This window comes from Legionella fairfieldensis ATCC 49588, from assembly GCF_000621525.1.
Taxonomy (GTDB): domain Bacteria; phylum Pseudomonadota; class Gammaproteobacteria; order Legionellales; family Legionellaceae; genus Tatlockia; species Tatlockia fairfieldensis.
This window is the reverse complement of sequence record NZ_JHYC01000001.1, coordinates 26,833-44,524: the sequence shown is the minus strand read 5'-3', so window position 1 is coordinate 44,524 and position 17,692 is coordinate 26,833. Positions and strand designations below refer to the sequence as shown.

Sequence of the window (17,692 nt, the reverse complement as noted above, 5' to 3'; positions counted from 1 at the left end):
CTGATGAAAAAACGTAAAGGTATTATTTTAGCTGGAGGTTCCGGTACTCGCTTGCACCCGCTTACTTTGGGTGTTTCAAAACAAATGCTTCCTATCTATGATAAACCGATGATTTATTATCCTCTTTCGGTTTTAATGCTTGCTGGAATGCGAGAAATTCTTATCATTTCAACCCCAGAGGATTTACCTAAATTTCAGATTTTGCTGGGGGATGGGAGTCAATTGGGAATTGCACTTAGCTATATGGAGCAAGCTTCGCCGGATGGACTAGCTCAGGCTTTTATTCTCGGTGAAGATTTTATTAACGGTGATAACAGCTGTTTGATTCTCGGTGATAATATTTTTTATGGGCAAAGCTTTTCAACCAATTTGCGCGCTGCTTCTTTGCATGAAAAGGGCGCTACAATTTTTGGTTACCATGTTTCAGATCCGGAACGTTTTGGCGTCGTAGAATTTAATGAGCAGGGATCCGTTATAAGCATTGAAGAGAAGCCTAAACAACCCAAGTCCAATTATGCAGTAACCGGACTCTATTTTTACGATAGTCGCGTGGTGGATGTCGCCAAAAATATTAAACCCTCTGCACGTGGCGAACTTGAGATTACTGATGTAAATCGTTTTTATCTCGAAGATCAGAGCCTTAATGTGGAATTACTAGGTCGCGGATTTGCCTGGCTGGATACAGGGACTCACGATTCTTTGTTAGAAGCAAGTCATTTTGTGCATACTATTGAACAACGGCAGGGGTTGAAAATTGCCTGTTTGGAAGAGATTGCTTTTCATTCAGGATGGATTACAGCTGATGAACTATGCGCTCAAGCCGAGCGCTTTAAAAAAACTTCTTATGGACAGTACCTGCTTCGTCAATTGAATGAGATTACCGTATGAAATTAATACCGACTTCTATTCCTGATGTAGTGATTATTGAACCTGCTGTGTTCGGCGATGACCGGGGCTGGTTTATGGAAAGCTTTAACGAAGAACGGTTTCACTGTGAACTACAAAAGCTTGGTTTACCTGTTCCTCGTCCTTTTATTCAAGATAATCATTCCTGTTCCAGAAAAAATATTTTGCGAGGGCTTCATTTTCAATTGCCACCTCATGCTCAAGGTAAACTCGTTCGTGTCGTTCAGGGAAGGGCTTATGATGTTGCTGTTGATATACGAAAAAATTCGCCTACGTTTGGTTGTTCTGTGGGTGTTGAATTAAGTGCCGATAATAAGAAAATGTTATGGATTCCGGAAGGTTTTGCCCATGGTTTTCTTGCTCTGGAGGATCATACTCATTTTCTTTATAAAACAACTGATTTTTATAGTAAAGAGTGCGAGGCAGGTATTCGCTGGAATGATCCTGAATTGGCAATCGAGTGGCCACTTGGTGAAGAGCCAATACTGAGTGAAAAAGATAGCTTAGCTCCTCTTTTAAGAGACATTGAAATCTTGCCTCATGCAAATTATATTCAGACAGAGTTAATTGATTTACAGGCGGTTGGTGATCAACGAGGCAGTTTAATTGCGCTTGAACAAGGCTCCAATCTTCCCTTTAACATGAAGCGTGTTTATTATATTTTTGATACGAAGGCAGGAGTTAGCCGTGGATTTCATGCGCATAAAAGTTTGCAACAACTTGTTGTCTGCGTGGCTGGCAGTTGTCGGGTAGTGCTTGATAATGGTAAAACACGAGAAAATTTCTGGTTGAATACCCCCACTAAAGGTTTATTTATTAATAAAATGATCTGGCGTGAATTACACGATTTTAGTGAAGATTGTGTTCTAATCGTATTTGCCAGTGAACATTATAACGAAGCAGATTATATTCGTGATTATAATTGTTTTATTGAGAATGTGAATGATGATTCAGTTTCACTACAAAAATAGCCTGATTAATCACTGGGTAAGCAAAAGCTCCAATTAAATTAACCTTACTATTTTAAATGGCGCCAGGAAAACACTCGCTTAATGAAAGGCAGAGAATTATTTTGCGGTGCATTAATTAAAGGTGACGAACAAGCGTCCTGTTTTATAAATCTTATAACACGCTCAAGGACGTTATATTGATAGTTTGCCAATTTTTATGAGAATTAAATGATAAATTTCCTCGATCTGAAAAAAGTCAATAAGACCTTCGAACAAGAACTAAAACAGGCTTGCGCTCGTGTTATTGATTCTGGTTGGTATATTGCCGGAACGGAACTGGAAAATTTTGAAAAAGAATTTGCTGCATATTGTGGTACGGATTATTGCGTTGGGGTAGCGAATGGTTTGGACGCATTAATACTGACCTTAAGAGCATGGAAAGAGTTAGGGTATTTAAAAGAGGGCGATGAAGTGATCGTTCCTGCAAATACTTATATTGCCAGTATCCTGGCAATTACTGAAAACAGGCTGGTTCCCGTCTTTGTTGAACCGGATGTGCATAGTTTTAATGTTGATCCGGAGCGTGTAGAAGCAGCTATCTCAAAGAGAACACGAGCAATATTAGCGGTTCATCTTTACGGTCGTTTAGCAGAAATGCCACAATTAATCAGTCTGGCCAAACAACATAACTTGCTATTACTTGAAGATGCCGCTCAAGCGCATGGTGCTTCTTTAGCAATGCGTAAAGCGGGTAATTGGGGGGATGCAGCTGGTTTTAGTTTTTATCCTGGAAAAAATTTGGGAGCACTTGGTGATGCAGGTGCAATCACGACTAATGATAAAGAGTTAACTGCTGTTTTACGCGCTTTGCGTAATTATGGTTCTTACGAGAAATACAAGAATGCTTATCAGGGATTAAACAGTCGATTGGATGAAATACAAGCTGCAATGCTCAGGGTAAAACTTCAATACCTTGATGTTCAGATTAAACGAAGGCGTGAAATTGCGCAAGCGTACATAGAAGGTATCCACAATTCTCTTATTCGATTACCCGCATTGCAAGACGAGGATCATGTATGGCATTTATTTGTTATCATCTGCCAGCAACGAGATGCTTTACAGTTTTATCTGCAAGAAGCAGGTATTCAATGTCTGGTACATTACCCCATTCCTCCCTATAAACAACTTGCTTATAAACAATATGCTTCATTTTGTTTACCGGTCACTGAAAAACTTCACAGTGAAATTCTGAGTTTGCCGATGAGTCCAGTCCTCACGAACGATGAAGTGGCCCAGGTTATCGATAAAGTCAATAAATTCCAATGAATCTATTTAAAACCTCTTTTCTTTCTTCTATAGAAACTGCAATAAAACTTGCTTCAGGTTTTGTAGTCATTAAATACATCGCTGTTCATGTGGGACGAGAGGGGGTTGCTTTCTTTGGTCAATTTCAAAGCTTCATAACTGCTTTTATTTTATTAATTTCGGGGGGATTTACTACAGGTCTGGTTTGCTACAGCGCTCAGGAAAAACCCGGCAGCAAAACGTCTAACGATTTTTTAGGAAATGCTTTGGGGCTTGGTTTATTTTCTACGCTGGGAGCCGCTATTTTTATCTGCCTTTTTGCCTCGAAACTTTCTGAGGTGATATTAAAAACATCGGATTACAGTAATTTATTTTATCTGTTGGCATTTTGTGGTGTTTTAATAATGATTAACCAGGTAATTATTGCCAGTTTCAATGGCTGGGGTGAGCTTGTCAGACTGATTGTATGTAAGTCAGTTGCCAGTTTATTGCTCCTTATCTTTTCGCTTATTCTGGTAAATTTTTATGGGCTGACTGGTGGCTTGGTGGCGCTCATAAGTATGCAGGCGTTACCCGTTTTTTTAGGGGTAAGCTTGTTGACAGGTGTCACGAATTTTAAGTGGCAATGGTTAATACCTCGATTTAATTTTTTAGTGTACAAAAAATTTTTCCCCTATTGGTTAATGAGTATAGTCACACTGATTTCCACGCCTTTAATTCTAATGTTTATCAGAATATATATTGTTACCACTATTGGATGGGATATGGCTGGTATATGGGAAGCGTCATGGCGAATTTCAGAACTTTATTTACTCGTTATTACCACGGCATTAACCACTTATTATGTACCTAAATTAAGTCAGGTTGAGAATAGGCAAGAAGAACTGAATGTTGTAAAGGAAGTTTTAATCTTAGGGTTCGTTGCTGCATCTTTATTGGCGACAATGATTTACATAGGACGGTTTTGGATTATTAATCTTTTATTTTCAAATGATTTTTTAATGGCAGGAGATATTCTTGCTTTTCAACTTCTGGGAAGCGTTGTTAAAATAACAGCCTGGGTTTTTTCTTATTATATGCTTGTTAAGCGCAGAACGACGTTATTTTTAATCGCTGAACTATTGTTTGGTGCAAGCTTTTATATTTTTTCACGTTTTCTTTTCGATAAATTGGGTATAATAGGTTTATCTTATGCTTATTTGCTTAACTACACGTTGTATTTAATCTATTGCGCAGTTTATTTCTTTAAAGACAATAATCTGTTATTTTTTAACCTGCGCTTTTCTCAGGATGCGGGAAACTAAATGTTTGTTGATAATACGAACATGGTTTAATGATCTATTTGAAGAATGATTAAGGTGAATTAGGAGTTTTTACCCAATGAAGGATGCTTATTTTGAAATTTTACAAAAAGGATTTTTGTCGAAAATCAATGTAATTCATATTAGCATGGCATTCCTGGCACTTGTTTCAATGCTTCCTTATTTTACATGGAAACATCAAACGCTGTATTTCTGTTTTAGTGCGGGGGCCGTGATAGTCAGTTATTTTTATTCGAAAGCGTATAATAATTTTGATAATTTCAATCTGTATTCGGCTCTCTTTTTTTGTCTTTTTCTTTTATATTTAAGTTGTTTGTGGACTTCTGTACATACGCATAAAACCTGGTATTTATTAATTCCTTCGATGCTGGTTTTATTTAATTTAAGTGCAAGAGATAAAATTTTGGCAATGAAAGTTTTTTCTTTTCTGTTTGCTATTTCATTAGTTCCTTCTATTATCATCTGGTTATTAATGCTAATGGCGATTCCTTTAAATTTTAATCACCTGGAAGCCAACAGTATTTTTAAGATACAGCAAAATGTGTATTATCTTCATTACGCTGGCTCTGTATTTCAAAGCAATACTATCAATCTATTGCCTTATGGAGGAAAGCTGGCGAGGCTCGTGGGTATTTATGATGAGCCAGGAACGGTTGGTACTTTCGCTGCTCTTTTTTTGACAGTAAGTTGTTTTGAGATTAAGAAAAAATGGAAAAATGTTCTGATTTTAACAGGCGGAATTCTTTCTTTCTCCTTGGCATTTTATCTGATGAGTCTTACGGCATGTTGTTTGTTAAAAAAATTCAAAATGATGGTGTTGCTTGGTTTGACCGGTGCGCTTTGCTTTGTAATGCCATATAGCCCTCTTCATACTCGCCCCGTCCCACTAGTACAAATAGAAAATAATATCAAAAAAAATTATAATACTGAAAAGATCGATTTGGCTAAAAAGATAAACCATTATTTACAGGTAAAAAAAGTCATTGAATACATTAAACAGTTAGATAATCGAGATTCCCCTAAAATGCAGGCGCTATTCTCTAACTATTTACATGGCAGTATTGGAACAATACTTTTTGGTATTTCCAGCGACGCTAATAGCGTATATGATGGCTTTAGTTCAACCTGGAAAATTATATTGACCAATTATGGTTTAACAGGTTTTGTTTATTTATTACTTTTTTTATTTTTGTATACGTTTGTTAATGCTGGAAAATTGAAAAATAAACGAGAAATATATACATTTCTTCTGGTATTTATTATCAATCTTTATCAAAGACCTTTTATATGGATACCCAGTTATATGCTCATTTTTGTTGGGGCTATCGCCTGGTTTTCTTTAAGGGAGAATGAAGCGAAGCCAAATCAATGTAGAATGGCGCTTAAGAGTGACTCGGAGGAAGTGGAAAATAGAATTGCCTTATGAAGGAAGAGCAGTTTTCCACTGAGTATATGGAATAATAGAGGAGAGTTTTGTTGAACACAGTTGCCCATGTGCATCACGAACGAATAAATAATTTTACTTTTTTGCGTTTAATGAGCGCTGTTTTCGTTATCTTTTGCCATTCCTGGGACTTATTAAGAATACCCAATCCATTAGGGAGTTTTATTGCTTATTCATCCCTTCAATGTAGTTTGGGGGTGCTTGCCTTTTTTACAATTAGTGGATTTTTGGTGACAGAAAGTTACATAAGACATAACAATTTTTATTACTACATCAAAGCAAGAGCATTAAGAATTTTCCCAGGGTTACTAGTATCTGTGCTTATAACCGCATTGGTTATCGGGCCAATTGCTACTTCTTTAACCTTAAGAGATTATTTTAATTCGGGGTTAACCTTTCGATATATTTTCCAGAATATTACTCTTTTTCATTTACAAATGAATCTTCCCGGTGTTTTTGAAAATAACATTTTTCCGGATGCAGTTAATGGTTCACTGTGGACTTTACCTATTGAATTTAAACTTTATTGTATTGTGGGTCTGGTGGGCATTATAGGCTCTTTTAGCAGAAAGTATTTAAGAATTCCTTTATTGATTGTCTTTATTTCAGCGTATGCATTAAGTAAATATAGCCACTCAAGTAATTTGATAACAGTTCAGGCTGTATTCTCTTTTATGTTAGGTGCCCTTGTTTACCTGTTAAAAGAAAAAATTATTTTAAGTTATCGAATTTTGTTTTTGTCGTGTATTCTCTTTTTCTTAAGTCCTCCACAATATCAGGCAATTTTTTCTCTTCTGGGGTTTTCTTATTTCATTTTTTTAATCGCGTTTAGTAGAAAATTGTCTTTCAGTTTTCTGGATAAATATGGTGATTATTCTTATGGGCTTTATATTTATGCATTTCCTGTGCAACAATTATTAATTCATTTTTTTCCACACATTAACCCGATCAGTCTCTTTGGTAGTTCATTCTCCATTACTTTATTTTTAGCTGTATTTTCATGGTTTATAGTGGAAAAACCAGCGTTGGCGTTGAAAGGTAGAATGAGGAATAAAATCAGACAGACTGATTTATTGGAAGTAAGTAATTGAGGACTATCTGTGACTATATCTAATAATTTTCGGCCTAAGTGCGCTGTTCTTTTAGCAGTTTATAATGGTATGCAATACATTGAAGAACAGGTACAAACTATTCTGAATCAGACCGGCGTTTGTGTCACTATTTTTGTTAGTATTGATGTTTCTTCAGATGGTAGTGAAGAGTGGTTTAGCAATTTAGCTGAACGAGATCCCCGAATTGTTCTTTTACCCTATGGTGTTAAATTTGGTGGCGCCGCTAAAAATTTTTTTCGTTTGATTCGGGATGTCGATTTTTCTCAGTTTGATTATATTGCTTTTTCCGATCAGGATGACCTCTGGTATTTGGATAAACTTTATAAAGCGTCCGTATTTTTAAAAAAAAATGCTTTTCACGCATACTCAAGTAACGTAATGGCTTTTTGGCCCAATGGGCGAAAAATGTTAGTGAATAAAGCACAATCTCAAAAAACCTGGGATTTTTTATTTGAGGCTGCTGGACCCGGTTGTACTTATGTGATTTCTGTCAAACTGATGAGTGCGATAAAAGAACGGTTGATAAAAAATTGGGATATTGTACAACAAGTAAGCTTACATGATTGGTATTGTTATGCGTTTGCTCGGGCAAATGGGTATCAGTGGTTTATTGACCCGGCCCCATCCATGCTCTATAGACAACATGGAAAAAATCAGGTAGGAGTTAACACGGGTGTAAAGGCTTATTTAAATCGAATAAAACAAATCAAAAATGGCTGGTGGTTAACTCAGGCTTATCTGGTTGCTTCTCTTGTGGATCTGGGTTCTCATTCCTTTGTGAAGAGCTGGTCTAAATTAGGTCGAGTTGATTTGCTACGTCTGGCAACTTGCGCATTTCAATGTCGCCGTCGCCTTCAGGAACAACTTTTCTTTTTTTTTATATGCCTGACGTTAGCAATCACAGGGGGCGGTAAAAAAATGACACCTGGTAATTTTGACACTATTGTAATTAAAGGGACAGAATGAGTGAGCAAACAAAAAAAACTATTCTTTTAACGGGAGCAACCGGTTTTTTAGGCCGCCAATTAACGGCCTATTTTTTACAACAAGGAAATAGTTTTTTACGGCTGGTGAGCCGATCAAAAATCGAAGAAAAACCGGACCCCAAGATTACTGTACTGCTTTCCAGACCCCTGTCTGCCGAATCAAATTGGTACGATGCCCTGCATGGTTGTGATGTAGTTATTCATACTGCTGCCCGGGTTCACATCATGAAAGATAAAGCAGACGATCCATTGCATGAATTTAGAAAAGTTAATGTAGAAGGAACATTAAATCTCGCGAGACAAGCTGCCCATTTAGGCGTCAAGCGTTTTATTTTTATTAGCTCGATTAAGGTAAATGGCGAATCAACAGCCCGTAATCAGACTTTTTTAGCGGATGATTTACCTCAGCCGCTTGATGCTTACGGCCAATCCAAATATGAAGCTGAGCAGGGGTTACAGCACCTGGCAGAAGAAACCGGGATGGAGGTGGTTATTATTCGTCCTCCCTTAATTTATGGTCCAGGAGTCAAAGGTAACTTCCAACGTTTAATGCGGTGTCTACAAAAAGGAATTCCTTTACCTTTTGGTGCGATCACCAATAAACGAAGTTTTGTTTCTATTAATAATTTAATGAGTTTAATTGCTATTTGTATTGAGCATCCGAAAGCTGCCAATCAGATTTTTTTAGTTAGTGATGGTGAGGATTTATCTACAACCGATTTATTACGTAAAATTGGTCAGGCAATGAATAAACCGGCTCGTTTATTGATCATACCTCAAAATATACTGCATTTACTGGCCAACTTATCAGGTAAAAAAGCTATTTTCCAACGGGTATGTGGATCATTGCGAGTTGATATCAGCAAAACGTGTGAAAAACTTGGCTGGACACCAGAAATGCCTGTAAGTGAAGCGTTAAACCTTATGGTAAAGAATTATTTGCTTAATCAACCACAACAGGAAAAGTAATGGTAAGTGTACACGGAATAGGTAATTAAGAAGTATATACGTCAATTTCTTTCCTGCGCAGGCGGAGACTATCTACAAATCAGACACGGTGCTAATTTTATAAATGCGCGGGAAAGACAAGTCATGAACAAAGTCTGGAAGAGAAAATTTGCATATCCGTGAACGCTTACAAGTAATGTTGTACAGTAAAGCGCCGGGGTGTATCTTCAATCTGTTTGTCCGCTACGCATTTTGTGTATCGAGGATCTGTTTTAAGCGTTTAGCACTTTCAACGCCTGGTTGATCAAACGAGTTAATGTTCCATAAAACACTTTGCACATATACCTTATGCTCGTAGAGTGCGATTAATGATCCAAAGCAGGCCGGTGAACAGGAGGTGATCTGGATATGATTGATTGGCATACCACCTGGAATGTAGCCGTTAGGATTACCGGGTGGATTTAAGCCTTGATTTAATACACGAATTTTGTCTTCGCAGAACGAACTTAACAGACTACCGTTGAATTCTTGAGTGGATATAAAATCCGCAGCAACTTTATGGGTTCCCTGACAAAGTAATTGATAGTAGCTATGCTGGGCCTGATTACCTGGACCACCCCAGATAATGGGACTTGTCGCATAATTAACTGAACGGCCCAGATTATCAATAGATTTACCATTGCTTTCCATATCCAATTGCTGAATATAGGGAACAAATTGTTCAAGTTGTTTGGCGTACACAAGAAGCAGCAAACTGGGGATATGTAAAAAATTAATATTCCATAATCCAACAAGAGCTAACATTACAGGAAGATTTTCATGAAAATGGGTATTATAAAAGTGCTGATCCATACTATGAGCACCCATAAGCAGTTCTGTAAAACGTGGGTAACCAATTGCAATACAGGTGATCAGATTAATAGCAGAACAAAGAGAATATCTTCCACCAACCCAATTCCATATAGGCAATACATTTGAAAAACCTGATGCCTGTGCTTTCTTTATATTGGCAGTAACAGCAATGAAATGTTTGTCCCTATGACGATCGTTATTTAGCCAGTTTAATGCTTTTTTAGTATTGTATAGTGTTTCCCGGGTTGTAAATGATTTGGATGAAATAATAAAAAGAGTTGTTTCGGGCCTAAGCGTTTTTACAGCGTTTTCAAAAGCAAAAGGGTCTGCATCAGAAATGAAATGAAAACCAAGTTCAGGTGTTACAAAGTCTGATAATGCATTGATACAAAAACGGGGGCCGAAATCAGAGCCGCCAATACCGATGTTTACTATATCGGTGATGGACTCACCGGAAAACCCTAACCATTTTCCCTCTCTAATTTTTGTGGCAATCTTTCGCATTGTTTCACGGGTTTCCAGAACATCAGGAACTATATCCTGTCCATCAATCCGAATCGATGTGGTATTATCAAAAATACGAAGAGCGGTATGCAGCGCGGCGCGATTTTCACTTCGGTTCACCTTATCACCCTGCAAAAGCGCGTTAATTTTATCTTTGAGGCCGCGTTCGTTAGCCAGGCCAATGAGTAAGTCAATGGTGGTTTCATTCAGGCGCTGATTGGTAAAATCAATAGAAACATGTTCGGTAGCGAGTTTAAGGCGCGCTTCACGAGAGGTGGAATTTTTTTTTAGCTCACTCATTGTTGCCAGACGCAAATAGTGAGAATGGTTTTCCAAGGCAATCCAGGAGCCTAGTTCAGTTAAGTGCTTCATGCTATCATTTAAGATTAATTTTTTGCTTAAAATATCATTTCTCTTTCTGTTTTTAAATAAAAATGTTGCTCTAATTTTAAAAAATAAAAAATACTTTCATTAACAATGATTATAGTTTAACTTTTTTATCCAGGGTCTCTTGAAGTTCGGATCGCAAAAAATTAGTTCTTTTGGCTAAGATAGTAGAAATGTCAACAGGGTCTGACCATGAAGGAGTTTTTTACAAGAATACGTGCTACTGGAATCAATTTAATTTTGTATAATTTAGCCATTGGGCCGTGCTTTCTTGCCCTGATCTTTCATTAGATAAATTAACTCAGCAGCTTCTTCTGAAGTTGGGGTCATTGGTTCAATAAGAGGTGAGTTTGCACCAAAAAAACTAAATTTTCTCTTCCCTTTTTCTAAAACATCTTTTGCAACAGATTGTCTCTTGACCGTCAACGGTTCCTTCGCAAGGGGTTCCTCGCCCTCTCCAGGAAGGAGAGGACGATTATTGTCAATCACAATACGTTTTTTTTTCGCTACTTGGGCAGCCCGTCTGCTTTGCAAAGTCCCTTTTGAAATAGTTTCCTCTTCCTCGCCCTTCCGGAGATGGCGATTTCTATTAATTACAATGTGGGTTCCTTTCACTACTTTGACAGGCTGCCTTAGGTACAAAGCCCCCTGTGAAATAGATTCTTCTTCCTCGCCCTTCTGGAGATGGCGATGACTGTCAATTACAATGCAGGTTCCTTTCACTACTTTGACAGGCTGCCTATTATGCAAAGTTCTCTTTGTAATAGTTTCCTCTTTTTCTCCTTTCTGGAGAGGACGATTACTGTCAATTACAATGCAGGTTCCTTCCACTACCCTGACAGTTTGCCTATTATACAAAGTACTCGTTGCAATAGTTTCCTCTTCTTCTCCTTCCTGGAGAGGACGATTAGGGTCAATTTTAATGCGGGTTCCTTTCACTACTTTGACAGTCCGCCTTTTACGCAAAACATTCTCTGCAATAGTTTCCTCTTCTTCTCCTTCCTGGAGAGGACGATTAGGGTCAATTTTAATGTGGGTTCCTTTCACTACTTTGACAGTCTGTCTTTTATGCAAAGCATTCTTTGAAATAGTTTCCTCTTCTTCTCCTTCCTGAAGGGGACGAGTAGGGTCAATTTTAATGTGAGTTCCTTTCACTACTCTGACAGTCTGCCTATTATACAAAGTATACTTTGAAATAGTTTCCTCTTCTTCTCCTTCCTGAAGAGGACGATTAGGATCAATTTTAATGCCGGTTCCTTTCACTACTCTGACAAGCTGCCTTCTATGAAAAGCATTCTTTGAAATAGTCTCTTCTTTCTCGCCTTCCCGGAGAGGACGATTATTGTCAATTATAATGTGGGTTCCTTCCACTACTTTGACAGTCGGCTTGGTTTTTTCTAATTTTAGAGCTTTTTCCGATTGTTTCGGATGATTTTTTTTGTTCATTTAGAACACAATATAAATAAAAAATATAACATTATCGTACTTAATAAAACATTAAATGTAAACTTTTATTATGCAATGTGGTTAATTAGTTCATAATACACTATTTTTAAAATTTAAAATAAGAGTTGAAAGGATTGCTTTTCCTTCGTTTAAAGCAATACCGTAGGGATATTTATAGTGTAAACTCATTCATTTGTTTATGTTTAATATTTATGCTTTTAGGTGAGGAAATAATGCTCGGATTTTATTGGGTTTTTCTTTTTATTCTTTCTTATTCTTTAACCTGGCTTTTGCGTCGCTATGCGTTAGTTGCTAATTTAATGGATATTCCCAATCACCGCAGTTCGCATCTTGTACCAACGCCACGAGGAGGAGGGGTCTCCTTTGTGGTTTGTTTTTTAACGAGTGTAGTATTTTTATTTTATCTTAAATTTATTTCTTCTGCTTTGTTTTTTACCTTGATAATTGGAGGTTCTTTTATAGCGATGCTTGGTTTTCTTGATGATCGCAATAATATTTCAGCTCAATGGCGTTTATCAGGTCATTTTGCCGCAAGTATTTTTGCATTATATCTTCTGGGGGGTATGCCGAGTATTCCTTTTTTTGCCTGGACTTTGACAGGCAGTCTGGTCACCAGTAGTCTAGCCGTTTTATATCTTGTCTGGTTATTGAATTTATATAATTTCATGGATGGTATTGATGGTATTGCGGCGGTGGAGGCGATCACTGTCTTGCTGGGAGGAGGTATGTTGTATTACCTTAGTGGTCATTTCAATGAACTGTTTTTGCCTTTATGTCTTATGTTTGCTGTTGCAGGGTTCTTATGCTGGAATTTTCCACCCGCGCGAATTTTTATGGGGGATGCTGGCAGTGGTTTTTTGGGTTTCGTTTTAGGCGTTCTATCTATTCAGGCTGCAACGATTGATGGCCACTTTTTCTGGGGTTGGTTAATTCTCTCAGGTGTTTTTATTACTGATGCTACAATTTGCTTATTGCGACGTGCCATGCGTGGAGAAAGTCTTTTTCAAGCTCATCGTAGTCATGCTTATCAATATGCTGCACGTTACTATGGAAAACATTTGCCAGTTACTCTGGGAGTATTGCTTATTAATTTACTATGGTTGTTACCTATAGCAATAGGGGTGGGATGTGGGATTGTGAATGGTGGTTTAGGCTTGTTAATCGCTTATTTACCATTAATTGGCCTGGCGTTAAAATTTCAGTCTGGGAAAAAAGAATAATGCCAATAAAAATCAAGGCGGAGTTTCGTGTGAAATGAGCATTATGATAGTTATACCGGGGTAACTTATACTACTTCGGTATTAACTTGTTGGTTTCAGGTTCGTTTGGGGGAGGAGCAATTGTTTCCTTATAAATGTGATTCTCTTGTGCATTTGCTGCAAAAAAACGTTGAGAAGGTTGAAATTTTTCGGGAACCATTTTTTTAAGGGGTTCATTACCTAATACTTCTCCCATACCGGCTACTATCGAAAATATTCCTGCTGTCAAGCCCATTCGAACAGGTAGTTGTTTTTTGATATTTGTCGCTGACAAGCGGGTGGCCAGTTTAGGATTATTGATAAACTCCTGCTTGATTTCCTTTAAAATACTGAAAGCGCTTTTATTAATTAATTTGCCATTAATAACTTTTGCATGAATAAGGGTGTAATCATAAAACATTGTTAATGGGCTGGAAAAAAAGGAAGCAATCATCCCGCTTAATGCTCCTGCAACAAAATGATTCGTTTTTTTATTTTCAAATGGTAATTTTTTTGCAATGTCCTCTTCAACTAAAAAGAGTGAAGTAAAATCAACTAATCCTGCCACATACCTTACTGCAAAACCTCCTGACATAAGACGAGAAACATTATACAGTGTATGCCATTTAAACCCATTGGAAATATGTCCGTCCAACTTTCCTAATTGTTCTAATTGTTTTAATTGATAAAGTGAATTGGGTATTTGTGTGATTAGAACGTTACCTAGTGAGACAAAAGCGATATAGATGGGATTAATTTTGGCGGCTCCTTTACTTTTTTCTTCATTTGTTTCTTCGGTGACTTTGTCATTTTTTATCCCTGTTACATAAGCGGTTCGTAATAATGAACCTGATAAAGCAGGAGTTGTTCCCGCATAAATGGCTCGAAAAAAAGCTAAAGTACCCCCAGTGAAAGAAGGGATAAATGCCCCGTTTTTTGTAAAATTTAAAAGTATAGTCTTTATAGGACTTTGAATTGTTAAAATGGCAGCGCTAGTTAATCCGGCAACGGTGGTAAAATTCAGAACATTCCATGTCCATGTGTAGAGAGTTCGTGACGAAGGAATGAAGAATAAGCTAAAATCAGTCTCATTTTTTAAGTTATTGTCTTCATTATTAAATGGCATAGTGACCTTTTTAGAATATATTTACTCCTGATTAAGTCATAAATAATTGATCATTAAAAATTACATCTTATTATGATCTTTATTTATTATTCAATAACCTGCGTCCACTAAAATACCTTTTTATTCGCGAATTACTTGTTAATTTCCGGATTAATTCCAGACAGGTTAAAACAATATTGATTTTTTAAAAATAGTATAACAAAGTGATCAATATTTATTCTATACTTATAAAAAATTTGTCCTGATCAAAAAAAAATCAAAATTAAAATTTTTTCTTAATATTTCGTTAAGAATGCTTGTGTAAAATTACAGGTAGAGCGAATTTTTGCTTTTTGTTTACACAATGCAGCTATCAAGAGCGCCATGGAAGCTTCTATGGAAAAAGATGGTTGTCAGAAGGGAGAGTTTGTTATGTTAATTTTGACTCGGCGTATTGGCGAAACATTGATTATTGGCGATGACGTTAATATTACCGTTTTAGGGGTAAAAGGCAATCAGGTGCGTTTAGGTATTAATGCGCCCAAAGACGTTTCTGTACATCGTGAAGAAATTTATTTACGTATTCAGCAAGAAAAAGAAGCGCCAGATACTGAAGAATCAGTATAGCCAGAATTCTATTCGCAGTCATTCCACCCCGAACAGAACAGGAGTTTTGAATCGGGGCATTCTTATTCCTCACTGGATGTACGGAGTGATGTATCTCCTGATGATAAATAATGCATTATTCCATTATTATCGTTTAAACAAAGTTGACCCAATTCATTAACGCCGCAAGCATAGCCACTTATCTGGCCAGAAGGTTGTAATACGTTAATAAATTGCCCGTGTAAATAATCAACAGCGGCCCAATCCTGACTGAATGCGGTAAAACCTTCCCGTAAAAATTTATCCAGATATTGATCAAGATGCCAAATTAAATGGCTTACTAAAATATTGCGATCAAAATACAAGCCGGTAATTTCATGTAAGGAACACCAGGGCTTATCAGGAAGGGATTGTTGATGAGTTGCCGTGTTGACATTAATACCAATACCAATAATAACCTGGGCACAACCGTTGGTTTCGGCAATGATTTCGATAAGAATACCTGCCAGTTTTTTATTGTGCCATAAAATATCATTGGGCCATTTTATGCGAATATCCTGTTGTAATACACTGTCTTGTAAACTTGCCAAAATGGCAAGACCTACTACAAGACTTAAGCCGGATAAACGTGAAAAGCAACAATTCAATTCCCAACGGCTGGAGCAATAAATATTTTCTCCAAAAGGAGAAATCCAATGACGGTTGAAACGTCCTCGTCCTTGAGTCTGCGTTTCCGCACAACAAATATTAATTAAGGAATCAGGCGCCAATTCTTTAAGGAAACGATTCGTTGAATCAATTGAAGCATAGAGATGAAAATGAAAGGGTTTATTGAAATTTTTATTCATCAACGCCTGTCGAATTAATTGCTCATCAAGCAATTTCATGGGTTGCTCCAGTTGGTAACCTTGATGCGCTATCCGTTGGATAGCCAGGCCCAGCTCGGTTAAATGGGTGATGTGTTTCCATACAGCGGTGCGAGAGATTCCTAACGCTTCACCCAGCGCATTTCCGCTATGGCAAAGGCCATCGGCAAGATGATGAAGTAGTTTTAATTGTATAGGAGTGAATTGTTTCATTAAAGACCGTTTATAAAAATAAAACAGCCTCTTTTTTGTGAAGAGGCTTCTCTTATTGGATTAATTTCAATGGATTTTAAGCGCGTCGAATCGCCAACGCCAGAAAAATATAAGTCCAGCCATCAACAATCATTTCAATAGCGATGAATAACCCGATAACCCATAATCCACTGATTGGCCAATGCACTAAAATCATTATTCCCAGTGCAATAGCAATAAGACCTGCGACTAATAACCAACCCCAACCAGCAGAGCCATAAAGCTTTAATGCCATGATGAAACGGGTTACACCAATAACAATTAAAACACCCGCTAACAATGCGGTAATTAAAGTAGAGGCTAAAAAAGGATCATAAATAACCAGACAACCACCAATAATATAAAATACGGCAATCAACGCATGCCACGCCACTGCTTTCCAGTATTTTGCCTTGAATACATCAATGATTTGGGAAACGCCTGCAATGAGCAAGAGAATACCAAGAAAGAGCATGCTGGCCAAAGTTAATCCTACAACCATTCCCATTCCTATACAGCCCAGAATGACAAATAAAATACCTAAGGCTAATAGCCAGCCCCAGTTGCGTTTTAATTCCAGAGCCGTCTGTTTGTCAGTATTAGCTTTTTTCCCAGCCATCATCATATCCTTATTAATATCTCTGTTAATAACAACTATAGACGAAAAATCAAAAGTGTGAGTTATCAGGTAGATGCGCAAAAACCTCTATAAGATTTTTAATACGTAAATAGCGTATTTCCTGAATGTCTGGATGATGACAAAGTGCTGCACTGCAACCTGGCTGTGGTGTAAAAGGACTTATTAACCACTCCTTATTATGGAGAGAGTCTGCGACCAGAATCGGCGATGCCGGGAGAATAGACACGGTAAAACACTGTGTTGGATAGGAAAGACCTAAACCACAGGCTTTAATAAAGGCTTCTTTTTGGGCCCAGATATGAAAAAAGGATTGCGTTTTTAAGTAAGAAGGAAGTTTTAAAAACAGTTGTAATTCTTGGGGGGAGAATAAAGTTTTAGCGATACCATCATAGGATCTTGCAGAAAAAAACTCCAGATCAACACCTAATGGAAATTGTTGTCCTATGGCAAGGAGTGCCAAATCACGTGAATGACTTAAGTTAAACTCAATAGCCAGTGGGTGTGCGACTTGTGGCTTCCCCTGTTTATTGTAGGAAAAAATCACCTGATCGGCGGTTTTTTTAAGGTAACGACCTAAAATCAGGCGTAACAGAGCACGTGCTACTGTAAAACGGCGGCGATGTCGCTCAAAATAAAAACGATTTGCCCGTATTGCCTCTGCCTCATCAAGCAATGAATTGGCTTTGGGAGGCAGTTTATCTAAAGGGAATTCCCAGATATCAATGCGTTTATTCTGTAATTGGTAATCATCAGGTAATAATGAAAAGGCATTTAATAGCATAGAATGCGATGAACGGTGGCATCAAAAAGAAGTTACGGTTAT

The 17,692-nt window shown here is 37.5% G+C and carries 16 protein-coding genes and 1 pseudogene; 11 read left to right on the top strand and 6 right to left on the bottom strand.

All coding sequences use genetic code 11. From position 1 onward, the window contains the following. The first annotated feature begins 3 nt into the window (after positions 1-3). The 9 genes and pseudogenes from rfbA (at position 4) to T345_RS0100155 (ending at position 8,994) form a co-directional block, all read left to right on the top strand. Positions 4-888: a glucose-1-phosphate thymidylyltransferase RfbA gene (gene rfbA, locus T345_RS0100190; RefSeq protein ID WP_035917843.1), complete on the top strand. Its 885-nt coding sequence runs from the start codon at positions 4-6 to the stop codon at positions 886-888. Then, positions 885-1,439 (top strand): annotated as a pseudogene (gene rfbC, locus T345_RS15370) (dTDP-4-dehydrorhamnose 3,5-epimerase); the annotation flags it as partial. The gene rfbA and the pseudogene rfbC, both read left to right, overlap by 4 nt. After that, the gene (locus tag T345_RS15365; RefSeq protein ID WP_242604571.1) at positions 1,440-1,877 is read left to right on the top strand and encodes a sugar 3,4-ketoisomerase; all 438 of its coding nucleotides are present in this window, start codon (positions 1,440-1,442) and stop codon (positions 1,875-1,877) included. Between the two features lie 207 nt (positions 1,878-2,084). Then, on the top strand, positions 2,085-3,182 hold the full coding sequence (locus tag T345_RS0100180; RefSeq protein WP_028387544.1) for a DegT/DnrJ/EryC1/StrS family aminotransferase: 1,098 nt from the start codon (positions 2,085-2,087) through the stop codon (positions 3,180-3,182). Then, complete coding sequence (locus T345_RS0100175; RefSeq protein WP_028387543.1) at positions 3,179-4,465, top strand: O-antigen translocase; 1,287 nt, start codon at positions 3,179-3,181, stop codon at positions 4,463-4,465. Before T345_RS0100180 ends, T345_RS0100175 begins: the two co-directional genes overlap by 4 nt. Before the next feature lie 76 nt (positions 4,466-4,541). Continuing rightward, on the top strand, positions 4,542-5,909 hold the full coding sequence (locus T345_RS0100170) for a hypothetical protein (protein WP_028387542.1): 1,368 nt from the start codon (positions 4,542-4,544) through the stop codon (positions 5,907-5,909). 50 nt (positions 5,910-5,959) lie between these two features. Continuing rightward, positions 5,960-7,018 (top strand): acyltransferase family protein, encoded by a 1,059-nt coding sequence (locus tag T345_RS0100165; protein WP_028387541.1) that lies wholly within the window; start codon positions 5,960-5,962, stop codon positions 7,016-7,018. Between the two features lie 9 nt (positions 7,019-7,027). Next, positions 7,028-8,005, top strand: a complete 978-nt coding sequence (locus T345_RS13135; protein ID WP_207385043.1) for a glycosyltransferase — start codon at positions 7,028-7,030, stop codon at positions 8,003-8,005. Continuing rightward, the gene (locus T345_RS0100155; protein ID WP_028387540.1) at positions 8,002-8,994 is read left to right on the top strand and encodes a UDP-glucose 4-epimerase family protein; all 993 of its coding nucleotides are present in this window, start codon (positions 8,002-8,004) and stop codon (positions 8,992-8,994) included. Before T345_RS13135 ends, T345_RS0100155 begins: the two co-directional genes overlap by 4 nt. A 222-nt stretch (positions 8,995-9,216) precedes the next feature. On the opposite strand, the gene pgi is transcribed toward T345_RS0100155, so the two are convergent. Continuing rightward, positions 9,217-10,701, bottom strand: coding sequence for a glucose-6-phosphate isomerase (gene pgi / locus T345_RS0100150; protein ID WP_028387539.1), 1,485 nt, complete (start codon positions 10,699-10,701; stop codon positions 9,217-9,219). A 264-nt stretch (positions 10,702-10,965) separates the two neighbouring features. Next, positions 10,966-12,162: a hypothetical protein gene (locus T345_RS0100140; protein ID WP_028387538.1), complete on the bottom strand. Its 1,197-nt coding sequence runs from the start codon at positions 12,160-12,162 to the stop codon at positions 10,966-10,968. Positions 12,163-12,395: 233 nt separating this feature from the next. On the opposite strand from T345_RS0100140, the gene T345_RS0100135 reads away from it, so the two are divergent. Continuing rightward, positions 12,396-13,403 carry an MraY family glycosyltransferase gene (locus T345_RS0100135; protein WP_028387537.1) on the top strand — a complete coding sequence of 336 codons (1,008 nt, stop codon included), beginning with the start codon at positions 12,396-12,398 and terminating at the stop codon, positions 13,401-13,403. A 70-nt stretch (positions 13,404-13,473) separates the two neighbouring features. Here the strand turns inward: T345_RS0100135 and T345_RS13130 are convergent, their stop codons facing one another. Further along, positions 13,474-14,547: a hypothetical protein gene (locus T345_RS13130; protein ID WP_051555061.1), complete on the bottom strand. Its 1,074-nt coding sequence runs from the start codon at positions 14,545-14,547 to the stop codon at positions 13,474-13,476. Positions 14,548-14,958: 411 nt separating this feature from the next. Here T345_RS13130 and csrA point away from each other — a divergent pair, with 411 nt between their 5' ends. Next, the gene (gene csrA / locus T345_RS0100125; RefSeq protein ID WP_028387536.1) at positions 14,959-15,153 is read left to right on the top strand and encodes a carbon storage regulator CsrA; all 195 of its coding nucleotides are present in this window, start codon (positions 14,959-14,961) and stop codon (positions 15,151-15,153) included. 62 nt (positions 15,154-15,215) lie between these two features. Here csrA and birA read toward each other — a convergent pair whose 3' ends face one another. The 3 genes from birA to T345_RS0100110 all read right to left on the bottom strand — a co-directional run bounded on the left by birA (position 15,216) and on the right by T345_RS0100110 (position 17,650). After that, the gene (gene birA, locus T345_RS0100120; protein ID WP_028387535.1) at positions 15,216-16,211 is read right to left on the bottom strand and encodes a bifunctional biotin--[acetyl-CoA-carboxylase] ligase/biotin operon repressor BirA; all 996 of its coding nucleotides are present in this window, start codon (positions 16,209-16,211) and stop codon (positions 15,216-15,218) included. Between the two features lie 76 nt (positions 16,212-16,287). Continuing rightward, the gene (locus T345_RS0100115) at positions 16,288-16,848 is read right to left on the bottom strand and encodes an HdeD family acid-resistance protein (protein WP_028387534.1); all 561 of its coding nucleotides are present in this window, start codon (positions 16,846-16,848) and stop codon (positions 16,288-16,290) included. A 49-nt stretch (positions 16,849-16,897) separates the two neighbouring features. Further along, a complete protein-coding gene (locus tag T345_RS0100110) occupies positions 16,898-17,650 on the bottom strand; it encodes a 4'-phosphopantetheinyl transferase family protein (RefSeq protein ID WP_028387533.1) in 753 nt (250 codons plus the stop codon). Positions 17,651-17,692 lie beyond the last annotated feature (42 nt).

Coding starts and splice junctions, on each gene's coding strand:
- T345_RS0100175 (WP_028387543.1), top strand. CDS start 3,179: ATGAATCTATTTAAAACCTCTTTTCTTTCTTCTATAGAAACTGCAATA.
- T345_RS0100170 (WP_028387542.1), top strand. CDS start 4,542: ATGAAGGATGCTTATTTTGAAATTTTACAAAAAGGATTTTTGTCGAAA.
- T345_RS0100115 (WP_028387534.1), bottom strand. CDS start 16,848: ATGGCTGGGAAAAAAGCTAATACTGACAAACAGACGGCTCTGGAATTA.
- csrA (WP_028387536.1), top strand. CDS start 14,959: ATGTTAATTTTGACTCGGCGTATTGGCGAAACATTGATTATTGGCGAT.
- T345_RS0100140 (WP_028387538.1), bottom strand. CDS start 12,162: ATGAACAAAAAAAATCATCCGAAACAATCGGAAAAAGCTCTAAAATTA.
- birA (WP_028387535.1), bottom strand. CDS start 16,211: ATGAAACAATTCACTCCTATACAATTAAAACTACTTCATCATCTTGCC.
- T345_RS13130 (WP_051555061.1), bottom strand. CDS start 14,547: ATGCCATTTAATAATGAAGACAATAACTTAAAAAATGAGACTGATTTT.
- pgi (WP_028387539.1), bottom strand. CDS start 10,701: ATGAAGCACTTAACTGAACTAGGCTCCTGGATTGCCTTGGAAAACCAT.
- rfbA (WP_035917843.1), top strand. CDS start 4: ATGAAAAAACGTAAAGGTATTATTTTAGCTGGAGGTTCCGGTACTCGC.
- T345_RS0100155 (WP_028387540.1), top strand. CDS start 8,002: ATGAGTGAGCAAACAAAAAAAACTATTCTTTTAACGGGAGCAACCGGT.
- T345_RS0100135 (WP_028387537.1), top strand. CDS start 12,396: ATGCTCGGATTTTATTGGGTTTTTCTTTTTATTCTTTCTTATTCTTTA.
- T345_RS0100110 (WP_028387533.1), bottom strand. CDS start 17,650: ATGCTATTAAATGCCTTTTCATTATTACCTGATGATTACCAATTACAG.
- T345_RS0100180 (WP_028387544.1), top strand. CDS start 2,085: ATGATAAATTTCCTCGATCTGAAAAAAGTCAATAAGACCTTCGAACAA.